Below are 13,283 nucleotides of genomic sequence, written 5' to 3' on the forward strand. Positions count from 1 at the left end.
ACGATGAAAGTTTGGTATAGAAGCGCGGTTTTATTAACGGCAGCGGCAATTGTATTGTCCGGCTGCGGGAAGAATGACGACAAATCGACTAATGCGTCCAACGCAACGAATGCAGCTGCGGCGAATGCGGAAGGAACAGCTGATCTAACGGAGGCGCAAGCCCAATATCAGGCTTACGGCATCGAGCAATGCGACCAATTCATCGTGGAGACGGAGAAGTTCGTCAATGCCGTGAAGTCCGGCGATATCGATACGGCGAAGAAGATCTACGCTCCGACGCGCATGTATTATGAGCGCATTGAACCCATCGCGGAATCGCTGGGCGACTTCGATCCGAACATCGATGCACGTGAAGGCGATGTGGCAGATGCGGACTGGCGCGGATTCCATCGCATTGAGAAGGCACTGTGGGTCGATAACACCACCGATGGGATGACGGAGTACGCGGATCGACTTCTAAGCGATGTTAAAGCGCTTCGCGCGTTAATGGAAACCGTCGAAGTAGACAGCACGATGCTTGTGACCGGGGCCGTAGAGCTGCTTAACGAAGTTTCCTCTTCAAAGGTAACAGGGGAAGAAGAACGTTATTCCCGTACGGACCTCTATGACTTTGTTGCCAACGTTGAAGGCGCGAAGAAAATTTATGAGCTGCTGAAGCCTGCGCTTGCGGAGAAAGATGCCGATCTCGAGAAGCAAATCGGTGAACGTTTCACGGAGCTGGAAGGTCTTCTGGATAAGTACAAATCAGGCGATGGCTTTGTGTTGTTCACGGAATTGAAGGATACGGATACCAAATCGCTGAGTCAATCGATTGATGCACTTGCAGAGCCGCTTTCACAGATGGGCACTATTTTGGGGGCGTAATGAACCATGAAGGACCTGGAGAAGAAGAAAGGGCTTCCCGAAGAAGGACAAAGCGGGGTTTGGAAAAAACCGGTCAGTCGGCGCGATCTGCTCAAGATGGCCGGTATCGGCGGAGCGGGACTTCTGCTTGGCGGCCTTGGAACAGGCGGGCTGCTGGAAGCAAGCGGGCGCCTGCTCGGCAACGAGACCTCATCGGCTGAAGATGATAGGGTTGCGTTCTACGGTCCGAATCAAGCAGGAATCGCGACACCTTCTCAAAATTTTGTTTGTTTTGCCGCATTCGATCTGCGGACGACGGATATTGGGGCTGTACGCGAGCTGTTCAAGAAGTGGACGGAAGCTTCCGATGCGATAACCCGCGGACAGTTAATCGGAGAGCCGGTTCATGAAAACGAGAATGTTCCGCCTACCGATACCGGAGAAGCTGCCGGATTGCATGCTTCTCGGACGACGATTACGTTCGGGGTAGGACCGAGTTTCTTCGATGAACGATTCGGACTTGCAGCGAAACGACCGGCGAACTTCGCTGAGCTGCCGCTATTTAACGGAGATGCGCTGCGGGAGGAATGGACAGGTGGAGATATCGGCGTGCAAGTGTGTGCCGATGATCTGCAGGTTGCATTCCATGCCATTCGCAACCTGGCTCGCATAGCGCGAGGGAAAGCCGTGCTTCGCTGGACGCAAGAGGGCTTTCAGCGTACCGGGCAGTCGGATCCGTCCGGCGCGACGCCGCGAAATCTCATGGGCTTTAAGGATGGCACCGCCAATCCCGATATTCACGATGCGCAGGTGATGAACGAAGTCGTTTGGGCTGGGGCAGGCGATGGCGCGACTTGGATGGCTGGGGGAAGCTATATGGTTGTCAGACGGATTCGGATTCGCGTTGAAGTGTGGGATCGCTCTACGCTTAAGGATCAAGAAGATACCTTTGGCCGCCATCGGCACAGCGGAGCACCGATTGGCAGTCAGAACGAGAAGGATAAGGTCGATCTTGCAGCTAAGGATGGGAAGGGAAATCCGTTCATTCCCATGGATTCCCATGTGCGCCTGGCAAGAGGAGACAGCTCCATTCAAATCTTGCGACGCTCGTATTCGTATTCCAGCGGGCTTGACAACGCGACCGGTCAATTGGATGCGGGGCTTCTGTTCATCAGCTATCAACGCAGCATTGCCAAACAGTTTATCCCCATGCAGCAGCGGCTTGCGACCGACAAGCTGAACGAATACATTCTTCATCATGGCAGCGCGGTATTCGCTTGTTTTCCGGGTGTCCGCAAAGGCGGCTACATTGGGGATACGCTGCTGTGAGCAAGAAGGGGAATAGATACATGACGGATAAATGGCATACATCGAAGCAATGGATCAGACGGGGAGCAAGATTGCTCCCCATTGTGTTTATAGCGCTGATGTTATGGCTGCCTGTGGGCAGTGTAGTATTGGCGGCAGGAGAGCAATCGTCCATGGAGCGAATCCTTCCTCTGATCGGCGATGCCCTTGTCGATATCGGGCAAGAGAAGTTTACGGATGCGCAGCAATCGTTAACGGAGGCGAGCCGGCTGTGGGAGGATGTCCAAGCCAAGGATTCGGACTTGACTGCGAATGTGAATTCCGCGCTTGCTCACGCCGTTAAAGCGGTAGCTGAAGCGAAGCGCGATCCCGCTGCGGCGAAGAAAGCATTGGCAGCCGCCGCGAAAGCGGTCAATGCTTACTCGAAGGCGGCCAGCAGCAAGACGCAGATGTCCGGACCTGATGCAGCGGCGACGCTGATTCCGCTGCTGGAACAGCTGGGTGCGCATATCAAGGACGCGTCTTGGTCTGCAGCGAATGCGGATTACAGACAGATCGACAGCGGCTGGAAGAAGATTGAGCAGCCGATTCGGGGCGATAATGCCACGGTATACGCCTCGCTTGAGACGAGTATGAGCATGATCCGAATCGCCCTTCGCACGGATCCTCCGCGTGCAGCTCAAGCCGAGTCGGAAACCGCTGCCTTGCTGCAACAGGTTAAGGATTATGCATCCGGTAAGATTGCTCATGCAGCAGCAGATACCGGTCTAACGCTTGCAGATGCATTCGAGGTGCTGAATCAAGCGGAGGCTGATGCGAATGCGGGTCATGCTGCAGAAGCGAACGGTCAGATGCAAACCTTCATTCGCATGTGGCCAAGCGTAGAAGGAGAAGTTCAGCTGCGTTCGGCCACGGTATATCGCGATATCGAGAATCGCATGACGGAAGCCGCGGGTTATCTGTTATCCGATCCGCCTGAGACGGATATAGCAAGTACAACGATAGCGGAAATGAAGGAACAGTTGGCACCAATGCTGGAGGATGCGAGCTATAACGCTTTTGATGCAGGCGCGATTTTGCTCCGAGAAGGGTTTGAGGCGATTCTGGTTCTGGCGGCACTCATCTCCTATTTGAACAAAGCCGGGCATGCGGATAAGCGCAAATGGATCTGGGGCGGTGCAGGCACCGGGCTGCTGCTGAGCGCCATTATGGCGGTTGTGCTGACCTATGCGGTTTCGCAGGCGATGTCAGGCAACATGCGCGAGAAGATTGAAGGCTTAAGCGGGCTGGCGGCCGTACTCTTCATGCTGCTGGTGGGAAATTGGCTCCATAAGAAGTCCAACATTCTCGCTTGGAATGCCTTCATTGATAAGCAGGTCGGAGGAGCCTTGGCACGGGGCAGCTTATGGTCCTTGTTTGTCGTATCGGGGCTCTCCATCTTCCGCGAAGGCGCAGAAACGGCTATATTCTATGTCGGCATGGCCCCGTCGATTGATCCGATGCAGATGCTGCTCGGGATCGCGGCGGCGCTGGTGCTGCTTGGGATTCTGGCCGTATCGATGATCAAGTACAGCGTGAAGCTGCCGCTTCGTCCGTTCTTCCTGACGGCCTCGGCATTCATCTACTTGCTGGTGTTTCGTTTCATCGGCGAAAGCCTTCATTCGCTTCAAGTGGCCGCCTGGGTACCGGCTCATTCGCTGCCAAGAAGCATCTCCGTGAATGTGCTGGGCATCTACCCGACACTTGAAACGGTCATTCCGCAAGCCGCTCTGCTTGTATATTTACTCATTCGTTATCGTTCAGTCTTCACTATCGGCGCGCGTCGAGAAGGATCGACAAAAACCAACTTGAAATAGAAAAAAAAGCTTAATCCAATCTCGCAGAGGAGATCGGATTAAGCTTTTTTTTCGTTATTGCCTTAGCCTTACATGCATCGGATTTGTCCTATGAGCGACCGATTAGCTGCACGCACAGTTGAGGACCGGTTTGCGGGCGGCTGTCGTCTCGTCCAGTCGGCGTACGACGGTACCATAAGGTGCCCCTAGTATAATGGCTGGATTCGTGCGCGCTTCTTCGGCAATTTGGATCATGGTATCAATAAACCCGTCAAGTGTCTCTTTACTTTCTGTTTCGGTCGGTTCGATCATGATACATTCCTCGACGTTGAGCGGAAAATAGATGGTTGGCGGATGGTAACCGAAGTCGAGCAGCCGCTTGGCTACGTCTAACGTGCGGACGCCGTACTCCTTCAAGCCGCGACCCGACATCACGAACTCATGCTTACAGACGCCGGGGTAGGGAAGCTCGAAATGAGGAGCGAGCCGGTGCATCATGTAGTTGGCATTTAGAACCGCACATTCCGAGACGCGGCGCAGTCCTTCCGGTCCATAGGTCCGAATATACGTATATGCCCGTACAAGAATGCCGAAGTTGCCGTAGAACGCTTTGACCCGGCCGATTGACTCAGGACGGTCGTAGTCAAAGAAATAGGTGCCGTCATCGCGTCTGGCGGCAAGAGGTTTGGGCAGAAACGGTATGAGCGTGCTCTTCACGCCGACAGGACCGGCTCCCGGGCCGCCGCCGCCGTGCGGCGTGCTCATCGTCTTGTGCAAATTAAGGTGGACAACGTCAAACCCCATGTCGCCGGGTCTCGTGATGCCCATGATCGCATTCGAATTCGCTCCGTCGTAATAGAGCAGGCCTCCGGCCTCATGGATAATAGCTGCGATCTCAACTATCTGTTCCTCGAACAGGCCGAGGGTACTCGGATTTGTGAGCATGAGCGCTGCGGTATCCTTGCCGACAGCCGAGCGCAGCGCGCCTAGGTCAACCATGCCGTGCTCATTCGATTTGATGGTGATGGTTTCGAAGCCTGCGACGGTAGCACTGGCAGGATTTGTTCCGTGCGAGGAGTCCGGAACGATCACTTTGGTGCGTACATCGCCGCGGCTTTCATGGTAAGCGCGAATCATCATCAGCCCGGTCCATTCGCCATGGGCGCCTGCAGCCGGCTGAAGCGTAACCTGATCCATGCCGGTCAGTGCAGCCAGGTCGTTCTGAAGCACATACATCAGCTCGAGTGCGCCTTGGATGCTCTCTTCCGGCTGATAGGGGTGAATCTTGGCGAAGCCCGCGAAACGAGCGGTGTCTTCGTTGATTTTCGGATTATACTTCATCGTACAAGAGCCGAGCGGGTAGAAGCCGTTATCGACGCCGAAATTGCGACGTGACAGCTCGGTGTAGTGACGGATTACGTCGACTTCGTATACCTCGGGAAGCTGTGCAGGCGTTTGTCTTAGCATTTCGGCAGGAATGAAGGCAGAAGGATCCGATTCGGGTACATCGCAAGGCGGGAGGGAATAAGCGACGCGCCCTGGTTTGCTGAGCTCGAATATCAGCGATTTGGCCGGTTTCAAAGACATATTCCTCTTATCGTTCTGTAGAACAATGGTAGAATCACCCTCATTTAAATGTGTAGTCATGCCATTTCCTCCAGTCTCGTGACAAAATTATCGATTTCCGCGCGCGTACGCTTCTCCGTCACGGCAATTAACATATGTCCTTGCAGCTCCGGGTAGGTAAACTCAAGGTCGCAGCCACCGAGGAAGCCGGCGGCAAGCAGCTTCAGATTCGCTTCCTTTACGGAAACGTTGGTCGGCAGCTTCACGACAAATTCATTAAAGAACGGAGCGGAGAAGGGGAGTTCGAAGCCGCGCTTTGTAAACAGATCGGCTGCGTAATGGGCTTTCTGTAAATTCAAGTTAGCGGCCTCGCGCAAGCCTTCTTTGCCCATCGTCGACAAGTAGATCGAAGCACATAGAGCAAGCAATGCTTGATTCGAGCAGATGTTGGAAGTCGCTTTCTCCCGCCTTATATGCTGCTCCCGAGCTTGCAGCGTCAGAACAAAGCCGCGCTTTCCGTCGATATCCGTGGTCTGGCCGACAATCCTGCCCGGCATTCGCCGCATCAGCGGCTCAGTGACGGCGAAGAACCCGCAGGTCGGTCCTCCGAGCGATTGCGAGATGCCAAGCGGCTGCGCATCGCCGACGACAATGTCGCCTCCGAGCTTACCCGGTGTCTCCAGCAAACCGAGCGACATGGGATTGCTGCTGACAACAAGCAGTCCTTTAACATGGTGAATGATAGGCTCGATGGCGGCTAGATCCTCGATTGCGCCGAAGAAATTCGGCGATTGCACGAGCACGGCAGCGGTCTTGGTGTCTACGGCTGCCTGTAGGGCGTTCAGATCTGTAACGCCGTTCGAGAAGCCTACTTCGACGATATCCAGGTTTAGGCCGCGAGCCATCGTGCGGACCATCTCACGGGCTTCCGGATGGACGGTACGCGAGATGACGATCCGGTTTCGTTTCGTCGCTCCCGCGGCCAAGGCGCCTGCTTCGGCTAAAGCGGTAACGCCGTCATACATACTCGCGTTTGCGACAGCCATGCCAGTCAGCTCGCAAATGTACGATTGGAACTCGAAGATGGCTTGAAGCTCGCCTTGGCTGATCTCCGGCTGGTAAGGCGTATAAGCCGTATAGAATTCAGAGCGAGAGATCATGTGATTGATAACGACAGGCAAGTGGTGATCATAGATTCCCGCACCAAGAAAGCTTTTGTAACGGTCGGTGTCGGCGTTGCGTCCGGCAAGCTCCTTCATATGCTCAAGCAGGGAGAATTCGTCAAGCGCGGAGGACATCGGCATCGTACCGCGGTAACGGATGGATTCCGGAATGTCTCGGAACAGCTCTTCGATCGATGCCGCGCCGATCGTTGCGAGCATATCGGCTTGGTCTTGATCGGTTATGGGGATGTAGCGGTGCAAATTAGCCATGAATTTCACTCCTTGGGAAGTCTTTTATAAAATGGGGTCTTTATGACTTTGGCCTTTAACTGTTTACCGCGAATTTCAACGGTCAGTTCGGTGCCGAGAGCGGCATAGTTCGCATCGATCAAAGCGAGACCGAGGTTACGCTTCAGCGTCGGCGATTGTGTGCCTGTCGTGACGGTTCCGATTAATGTGCCGTTTGCATAGACAGGGTAATGCGAGCGGGGGATGCCGCGGTCAATCAGCTCGATGCCGACAAGCTTGCGTGACAGCCCATCTTCCTTCTGCTTGACCAGCGCTTCTCGGCCGATAAAGACCTCTTTGTCGAGCTTGACGAAGAAGCCGACTCCGGCTTCCAGAGGTGTGATGGTGTTCGAGAGCTCTTGACCGTATAGCGGCAATCGCGCCTCAAAGCGCAAGGTGTCACGAGCGCCGAGTCCGGAAGGGATTAAGCCGAGCGGTTCGCCGGCTGTGAGCAGCCTTTTCCAGACGTCGCCGGCTCGGTCTGCCTGAACATAGATTTCGAAGCCATCCTCGCCCGTGTAGCCGGTTCGCGAAACTAACGCATCCACTCCCGCGAGTGAGGTGCTTGGCGCGAACCGGAAAGGAGGGAGTTCGAGGACGTCCGTACCGGCGCCGGCGGCAGCCATGACGGCAGCGGCTGATGGTCCCTGCAAGGCGAGCAGGGCCAGCTTATCAGAGATATTCTCGAGCAGGACGTCCCCGATTAAATGACTGCGCATCCATTCGTAATCCTTATCGATGTTCGAAGCGTTCACGACGACCATGAACTGATCGGCCGTGATTCGATAGACAAGCAAGTCGTCGACGACGCCTCCATCCGAATAACACATCAGTGAGTATTGTGCTTGGCCGTCGGCGAGCTTCGCGACGTCATTGGTCGTCAACAGCTGCAGGAAGCGCTCTGCGAATAGGCCGGTCACCTTGAATTCTCCCATATGGGAGACATCGAACAGACCGGCGCGCTGCCGAACGGCGTCGTGTTCTTTCTGGATGCCAGAGAACTGGACGGGCAGCTCCCATCCGCCGAAATCGATGCAGCGGACCTCCGGATGAGCGGCATAGAGCGGGTACAAGGGGGTTCTTTTCAAATCGGCCATTCTTAACTCTCCTCCTCGAATTCGTGATCGTAACGCAAAGAAGGACAGCAACAAAAAGGCAGCGCATTCTCAGCCGAAGCTGACTGCGTTTCCTTTTTGCTCTGTCCTTTGTACCTGAGAGTTACCCTATGTCCGGATGAAAAGATGGAACATAAGTTTCCCCGTGGGTGATCCCGCGAACGGGATGCTCTCCAGAGGTGCGTCCGATAAAGGTCCTTTTGCCTGAGAGATTCACCTATGTAAGGTTTACTCCTTCGGCGCCGCCGAAATCTTGCTTGTTGGCGATCTCTCCCTTTATCATCATCCGCTTATTTAGTTGGTATAGTCTATTCTTACATGTAAATTACAGGTTGTGTCAATAAAATAAATATGATGTTAATATTTTGTTAGATATGTTGACATAAATAATCATTCTGTTTTAAGCTAAACCCATCAACAACCGAATAAGCGGATGACGATGGCAGGGAGAGACTGAAGGAGCGAACCGCTCCGGAGGCACCGAAGGAGCAAGTCGACGGCCGGCCGGCTGAAGATTAATCTCTCAGGTAAACGTACCGCCATTCGACGCAACTCTGGAGAGAGCGAATAGCCACCAAAGGGGTAAGAGCGGGTCTTGAACCGTTTAAACTCTCAGGTACCCGGGACAGAGAACTTGGCGCATAGCCGGTTCTCTGTCTTTTTTATTGCTTCCCCGGCATGACAGGAGGATCCAGGACGAATAAATTCGGTATTTCCCGGTAGTCAAGAAGAACCGCTTATGCATATCATCGCGGATAAGGCCGTATGCTTCGGCGAGGAGCTAAATCCTTCTTTCAAAGTATATGCAGCAATGGTCCTCAATAGCGCCTAGACGCTGCCGGTTTTGCAGAAGTTGGGTGGCAGAGTCGGACAACCGCAGTTACCTACCCTATAAAGGAAAGGAAGTTGAACATGAGTGAAGTGAGAGCAGGATTGGGCTATACAGAGGAGCATGAATGGGCTGAGGCGCGGGGAGCCATCATTCGGATTGGGATTTCCGACTTTGCGCAATGTCAGTTAGGCGACATTGTGTTCGTGGAATTCCCGGAAGTGGGGGTAACGCTTGAGGCGAACGAGCCGATGGGTACGATCGAGTCGGTAAAAACCGTATCCGATCTGTTCAGCCCTGTTAGCGGAACGGTCGTGAAAGTGAACGAGGAATTGCTGGACGAACCGCAAAAAGTGAACGAAGACCCGTATGGAGAAGGCTGGATTATCGAGGTCGAGGTGGAAGGCGAAGCGGCGGAAGTGGTGGCCGCGCTCTGGAGCGCTGAGCGATACGGGGCGTTCGTTGCATCCAAATAAGGAGGTGCGCAAGATGCCGAAGCCTAGGGTACGCAAGCCGGAGTGGCTCAAAATATCGCTTCATACAGGAAACGGATACCAAGAGATCAAATCGATGATGCGCGGCCGCCAGCTGCATACGGTGTGCGAGGAGGCGAAATGCCCGAATATATTCGAGTGTTGGAGTCAGCGTACGGCAACATTCATGATTTTGGGGAAAATGTGCACGCGCGCCTGTCGGTTCTGCGCCGTGAACTCGGGCCAGCCGACAGAGCTCGATCTGGAGGAGCCCCGGCATGTGGCGCAATCCGTCAACGAGATGGGACTTGCGCATGTCGTCATCACTTCCGTCGCCCGTGACGATCTGAATGATCACGGTGCAACGATGTTTGCTGCGACCATTGCGGCTGTGCGCTTGGAAAACCCGCTAACGAGCATCGAGGTGCTAATCCCGGATTTCGGCGGTGACGCGAATCGGCTCGCTGTCGTGCTGGAGGCGAAGCCGGATGTGCTGAACCACAATCTCGAGACGGTGAGCCGGCTTTCGGACAAAGTGCGTGCAAAGGCCAAATATGTCCGTTCGCTGTCCGTGCTCCGCATGGCCAAGGAACTCCGTCCGAGTCAGACGACGAAATCCGGCTTGATGGTCGGGCTGGGGGAGGAGAAGGAAGAGCTTATCGAAGCCATGCGTGATTTGCGAGAAGCCGGATGCGATATTCTGACGATTGGGCAGTATTTGCAGCCTACTTCCAAGCATATGGATGTCGTTCGCTATTATCATCCAACGGAATTCGAAGTACTCAAGCAGGCGGGACTAGCGCTTGGTTTCGCCCATGTCGAGGCGGGACCGCTCGTCCGAAGTTCCTATCACGCCCGCGAGCAAGTCGAGCGCGCGAAGGCAGCCAGTGCTGTAGGGGGAGTGTTACTATGAACGACTATGATATCGTTATTTTGGGCGGCGGCCCAGGCGGTTACGTAGCCGCCATCCGAGCTGCCCAGTTGGGCAAACGCATTGCGTTGGTCGAGAAAGAGAAGCTGGGCGGCACTTGTCTGCATAAGGGATGCATTCCCAGCAAAACGCTGCTGCGCAGCGCGGAGCTCTACGAGACCATGAAGCGCAGCTCAAGCTTCGGAATCCGCGTTCACGGGATTGAACTTGATTACAGTCATGTGCTTGCCCGCAAGGATGCTATCGTTGAGCGGCTCGAGAGCGGCGTACGCTTCCTGATGAAGAAGAATAAGATCGATGTCTATGAAGGCATGGGTATGATTGCGAATACTGCAAGTACAAGTGATCGCAATGGCGTTATTGAAGTAAAGAGCAGCGGCGTTGCGGAAAGGGATACACCAATAAGCATCGGCTATCGTAATCTCATCGTGGCTACGGGATCACGTCCCCGTCGTATCCCCGGGTTGCCGGTAAACGAGCGGATTATGAGCAGTGATGAAGCGCTTGCCATGGAATCCGTCCCGGATTCTGTCGTAATCGTCGGAGGGGGCGTCATTGGCGTTGAATGGGCTTCGATGTTGAACGATTTCGGCGCGCAAGTAACAATCGTCGAAGCGGCAGAGCGGATCGTGCCAACGGAAGATGAGGACTTATCCCGCGAACTGGCGCGTCTGTTCACGAAACGCAAGATCAAAACGTTGACAAGCGCAATGCTGCTTCCAGACAGCGTTTTGGCTGATGATGGAGGCGTGATCTTGCAGGTCTCACGGGGTAGCAAGATCGAGACGCTGATGGCAGATCGTATGCTTGTTTCTGTTGGACGAGCGGCGAATATTGAAGGTTTCGGACTCGAACGAACGGCGGCGCGGATCGAGCAGGGGGTCATCGCGGTAGACCGATCAATGCGGACGAACGATCCCCATGTCTATGCAATCGGCGATGTCGTCGGCGGTCTGCAGCTCGCTCATGTTGCTAGTCATGAAGGGGTAGTGGCGGCAGAGAGCATCTGCGGACTTGACGCTCATTCGCCAGAGGCTGTTTCCGTTCCGAAATGCATATACAGCCGTCCCGAGCTTGCCAGTGTCGGACTATCTGAGCAGGCTGCGGTTGAAAGCGGGCATTCGGTCAAAATAGGCAAGTTTTCGTTCAAGGCGATTGGCAAAGCGCTGGTATTAGGTGACTCTGACGGCTTCGTTAAAGTTGTTGCGGATGAGAAGACCGGAGATGTCCTTGGCGTTCACATGATCGGGCCGCATGTGACGGACTTCATCGGCGAAGCATCGCTTGCGCAGCTGTTGAAGGCAAGCTCGATGCGTATCGGCCGAATGATTCATCCGCACCCGACGCTCTCCGAAATTATCGGCGAAGCCATGCTCGAGGCCGACAACCTGGCTCTGGGGATGTGACGGCGATGTGGAGGTTCGTACACACGGGGAATCGGACGCCGGCAGAGAACATGGCCATCGATGAAGCGATCGTCGTTGCCCATGAACGGGGACTTGTTCCGCCAACCGTTCGATTCTACGGCTGGAGTCCTGCGACATTGTCCATTGGCTGTTTCCAGAAGGCTGCCGAAGAGGTCGACTTTGACGCACTGCACAAGCATGGCCTCGGCTTCGTCCGGCGGGCAACCGGCGGACGCGCGGTGCTTCACGATCAAGAGCTCACCTATAGCCTCATCGTCTCCGAGAATTATCCCGGCATTCCGAGCAGCGTAGCTGAAGCCTATCGCGTTCTCAGTATGGGACTCCTGTTTGGCTTTCGTAAGTTAGGTATAGCCGCGAACATGTCGGGTATGGAAGACATGGAGGCCGATGTATTGGCGAATCAATCCACGTGCAGTGCTTCGAGAGGAAAGCTGATGTCGGCTGCCTGTTTCGATGCTCCTTCCAAGTATGAGCTTGTCGTTGAAGGCAAGAAAATCGCGGGAAGCGCTCAAATGCGAACCAAAGGAGTCATCCTCCAGCACGGCTCCATCCTGATTGAACTGGATGCGGATCTGTTATACGGTATTTTGCGTTTCGACGACGAGACGGAAAAAAGGCGGATGAAAAAAGTATTCGAGCGCAAAGCAGTTGCGATAAATACCTGTTTGCGCCGGAAAGGAGAACTTCCGCTAATGATTTCGGATGTGGAAGAAGCTTTTCGCATCGGATTTGCTCAAGGGCTGGAAACCGAACTCATCAACGGCACCTTAACGGAGTTCGAAACGGAATTGGCCAACCAGCTTGCGATAGATAAATATGGCGCTGACGGTTGGAATCTTCGAAGATAAACGGAGGATGCTCAGATGAAGCCTATACGACTGCATTCAGCTATTAATAATAAGCATGGTCCGCGGTATCGCCGGCTTCTATTCGCACTTTTCGCCTCCCATTTCTTCTGTACGGTACAATTTGTTTCTGCCGGGTATGCGCTATCGGAGGGTTTTAACCTATCTCCGATTTCGATAGGTTTGAATCTCATTACCGGCATCATGCTATGTGTTGGAGCCTACATTCCGGATAATATGCTCGCTCGATCAGCTTGGTCTTCCATCCCTATAGGATTGTTGCTGTGCATGTTCGCGTCGGTTTGTCTATTATCTTGGAGCGGCAGCGACTCATCCGTCATCACCTTTGCGGTGTCCTGCGCGGGCTTTGGCTTTGCGGTGGTGAATCTTGGCGTGTCTTCCGAGAAAGCCGAGGTTCAGCTGCAAGGACTCCCTGACGGATTTAAGCATAAAATGGTCAGTTCGCGGGTATTGGGCCTTGCCATCGGATTCGCAATCTCGGCGCTATTCGCGATTGTGCAATGGGGAGGCTTTCATATCGGACTCATGCGGCTGGTTAACGGCTGCGCGTTCTGTCTGCTTGCTGTCTGTTTTATATGTACATCCAAAATTAGCTGGGTTCGTGTTTGGTAATAAGCAGAACAGATGGTGAGGGAGCCG

The 13,283-nt window shown here is 54.2% G+C and carries 11 protein-coding genes, 1 pseudogene and 2 riboswitches; of the genes and pseudogenes, 9 read left to right on the plus strand and 3 right to left on the minus strand.

The window, feature by feature from the left end; all coding sequences use genetic code 11:
- Positions 1 to 3 precede the first annotated feature (3 nt).
- Genes efeO through BM412_RS03220 form a run of 3 tightly spaced genes read left to right on the plus strand, consistent with a single transcriptional unit; the run spans position 4 to position 4,007 of the window.
- Complete coding sequence (gene efeO, locus BM412_RS03210; protein WP_091213865.1) at positions 4 to 864, plus strand: iron uptake system protein EfeO; 861 nt, start codon at positions 4 to 6, stop codon at positions 862 to 864.
- Between the two features lie 6 nt (positions 865 to 870).
- Positions 871 to 2,172, plus strand: a complete 1,302-nt coding sequence (efeB, locus tag BM412_RS03215; protein ID WP_091213866.1) for an iron uptake transporter deferrochelatase/peroxidase subunit — start codon at positions 871 to 873, stop codon at positions 2,170 to 2,172.
- A 20-nt stretch (positions 2,173 to 2,192) separates the two neighbouring features.
- Positions 2,193 to 4,007 carry an FTR1 family iron permease gene (locus BM412_RS03220; protein ID WP_091213868.1) on the plus strand — a complete coding sequence of 605 codons (1,815 nt, stop codon included), beginning with the start codon at positions 2,193 to 2,195 and terminating at the stop codon, positions 4,005 to 4,007.
- A 102-nt stretch (positions 4,008 to 4,109) separates the two neighbouring features.
- Here BM412_RS03220 and gcvPB read toward each other — a convergent pair whose 3' ends face one another.
- The 3 genes from gcvPB to gcvT are packed head-to-tail and all read right to left on the minus strand — an operon-like array spanning position 4,110 to position 8,100.
- Entirely contained in the window at positions 4,110 to 5,573 is a 1,464-nt protein-coding gene (gene gcvPB / locus BM412_RS03225; RefSeq protein ID WP_177245870.1) for an aminomethyl-transferring glycine dehydrogenase subunit GcvPB, read from the minus strand.
- 56 nt (positions 5,574 to 5,629) lie between these two features.
- Positions 5,630 to 6,985 carry an aminomethyl-transferring glycine dehydrogenase subunit GcvPA gene (gene gcvPA, locus BM412_RS03230; RefSeq protein ID WP_091213870.1) on the minus strand — a complete coding sequence of 452 codons (1,356 nt, stop codon included), beginning with the start codon at positions 6,983 to 6,985 and terminating at the stop codon, positions 5,630 to 5,632.
- A 5-nt stretch (positions 6,986 to 6,990) separates the two neighbouring features.
- Complete coding sequence (gcvT, locus tag BM412_RS03235) at positions 6,991 to 8,100, minus strand: glycine cleavage system aminomethyltransferase GcvT (RefSeq protein ID WP_091213872.1); 1,110 nt, start codon at positions 8,098 to 8,100, stop codon at positions 6,991 to 6,993.
- A gap of 200 nt (positions 8,101 to 8,300) precedes the next feature.
- Positions 8,301 to 8,404, minus strand: a riboswitch (glycine riboswitch).
- A 147-nt stretch (positions 8,405 to 8,551) separates the two neighbouring features.
- Positions 8,552 to 8,667: riboswitch (glycine riboswitch) on the plus strand.
- A 157-nt stretch (positions 8,668 to 8,824) separates the two neighbouring features.
- Here gcvT and BM412_RS32435 point away from each other — a divergent pair.
- The 6 genes and pseudogenes from BM412_RS32435 to BM412_RS03265 all read left to right on the plus strand — a co-directional run.
- Positions 8,825 to 8,947 (plus strand): annotated as a pseudogene (locus BM412_RS32435) (hypothetical protein); the annotation flags it as partial.
- A gap of 83 nt (positions 8,948 to 9,030) precedes the next feature.
- A complete protein-coding gene (gene gcvH, locus BM412_RS03245) occupies positions 9,031 to 9,423 on the plus strand; it encodes a glycine cleavage system protein GcvH (protein WP_091213877.1) in 393 nt (130 codons plus the stop codon).
- A 4-nt stretch (positions 9,424 to 9,427) separates the two neighbouring features.
- Positions 9,428 to 10,333 carry a lipoyl synthase gene (gene lipA, locus BM412_RS03250; RefSeq protein WP_256256345.1) on the plus strand — a complete coding sequence of 302 codons (906 nt, stop codon included), beginning with the start codon at positions 9,428 to 9,430 and terminating at the stop codon, positions 10,331 to 10,333.
- Positions 10,330 to 11,757 carry a dihydrolipoyl dehydrogenase gene (gene lpdA, locus BM412_RS03255; protein ID WP_091213884.1) on the plus strand — a complete coding sequence of 476 codons (1,428 nt, stop codon included), beginning with the start codon at positions 10,330 to 10,332 and terminating at the stop codon, positions 11,755 to 11,757. Before lipA ends, lpdA begins: the two co-directional genes overlap by 4 nt.
- A 5-nt stretch (positions 11,758 to 11,762) precedes the next feature.
- Positions 11,763 to 12,626 (plus strand): lipoate--protein ligase family protein, encoded by an 864-nt coding sequence (locus BM412_RS03260; protein ID WP_091213887.1) that lies wholly within the window; start codon positions 11,763 to 11,765, stop codon positions 12,624 to 12,626.
- Between the two features lie 15 nt (positions 12,627 to 12,641).
- Complete coding sequence (locus tag BM412_RS03265) at positions 12,642 to 13,256, plus strand: hypothetical protein (RefSeq protein ID WP_091213889.1); 615 nt, start codon at positions 12,642 to 12,644, stop codon at positions 13,254 to 13,256.
- Positions 13,257 to 13,283 lie beyond the last annotated feature (27 nt).

This window comes from Paenibacillus sp. BC26 (assembly GCF_900116125.1).
Classification (GTDB): domain Bacteria; phylum Bacillota; class Bacilli; order Paenibacillales; family Paenibacillaceae; genus Paenibacillus_Z; species Paenibacillus_Z lignilyticus.

What these genes read in the sequence shown, in the direction of transcription:
- gcvPA (WP_091213870.1), bottom strand. Translation starts at nt 6,985, where the DNA reads ATGGCTAATTTGCACCGCTACATCCCCATAACCGATCAAGACCAAGCC.
- gcvT (WP_091213872.1), bottom strand. Translation starts at nt 8,100, where the DNA reads ATGGCCGATTTGAAAAGAACCCCCTTGTACCCGCTCTATGCCGCTCAT.
- efeB (WP_091213866.1), top strand. Translation starts at nt 871, where the DNA reads ATGAAGGACCTGGAGAAGAAGAAAGGGCTTCCCGAAGAAGGACAAAGC.
- BM412_RS03260 (WP_091213887.1), top strand. Translation starts at nt 11,763, where the DNA reads ATGTGGAGGTTCGTACACACGGGGAATCGGACGCCGGCAGAGAACATG.
- BM412_RS03265 (WP_091213889.1), top strand. Translation starts at nt 12,642, where the DNA reads ATGAAGCCTATACGACTGCATTCAGCTATTAATAATAAGCATGGTCCG.
- gcvPB (WP_177245870.1), bottom strand. Translation starts at nt 5,573, where the DNA reads ATGTCTTTGAAACCGGCCAAATCGCTGATATTCGAGCTCAGCAAACCA.
- efeO (WP_091213865.1), top strand. Translation starts at nt 4, where the DNA reads ATGAAAGTTTGGTATAGAAGCGCGGTTTTATTAACGGCAGCGGCAATT.
- lpdA (WP_091213884.1), top strand. Translation starts at nt 10,330, where the DNA reads ATGAACGACTATGATATCGTTATTTTGGGCGGCGGCCCAGGCGGTTAC.
- BM412_RS03220 (WP_091213868.1), top strand. Translation starts at nt 2,193, where the DNA reads ATGACGGATAAATGGCATACATCGAAGCAATGGATCAGACGGGGAGCA.
- gcvH (WP_091213877.1), top strand. Translation starts at nt 9,031, where the DNA reads ATGAGTGAAGTGAGAGCAGGATTGGGCTATACAGAGGAGCATGAATGG.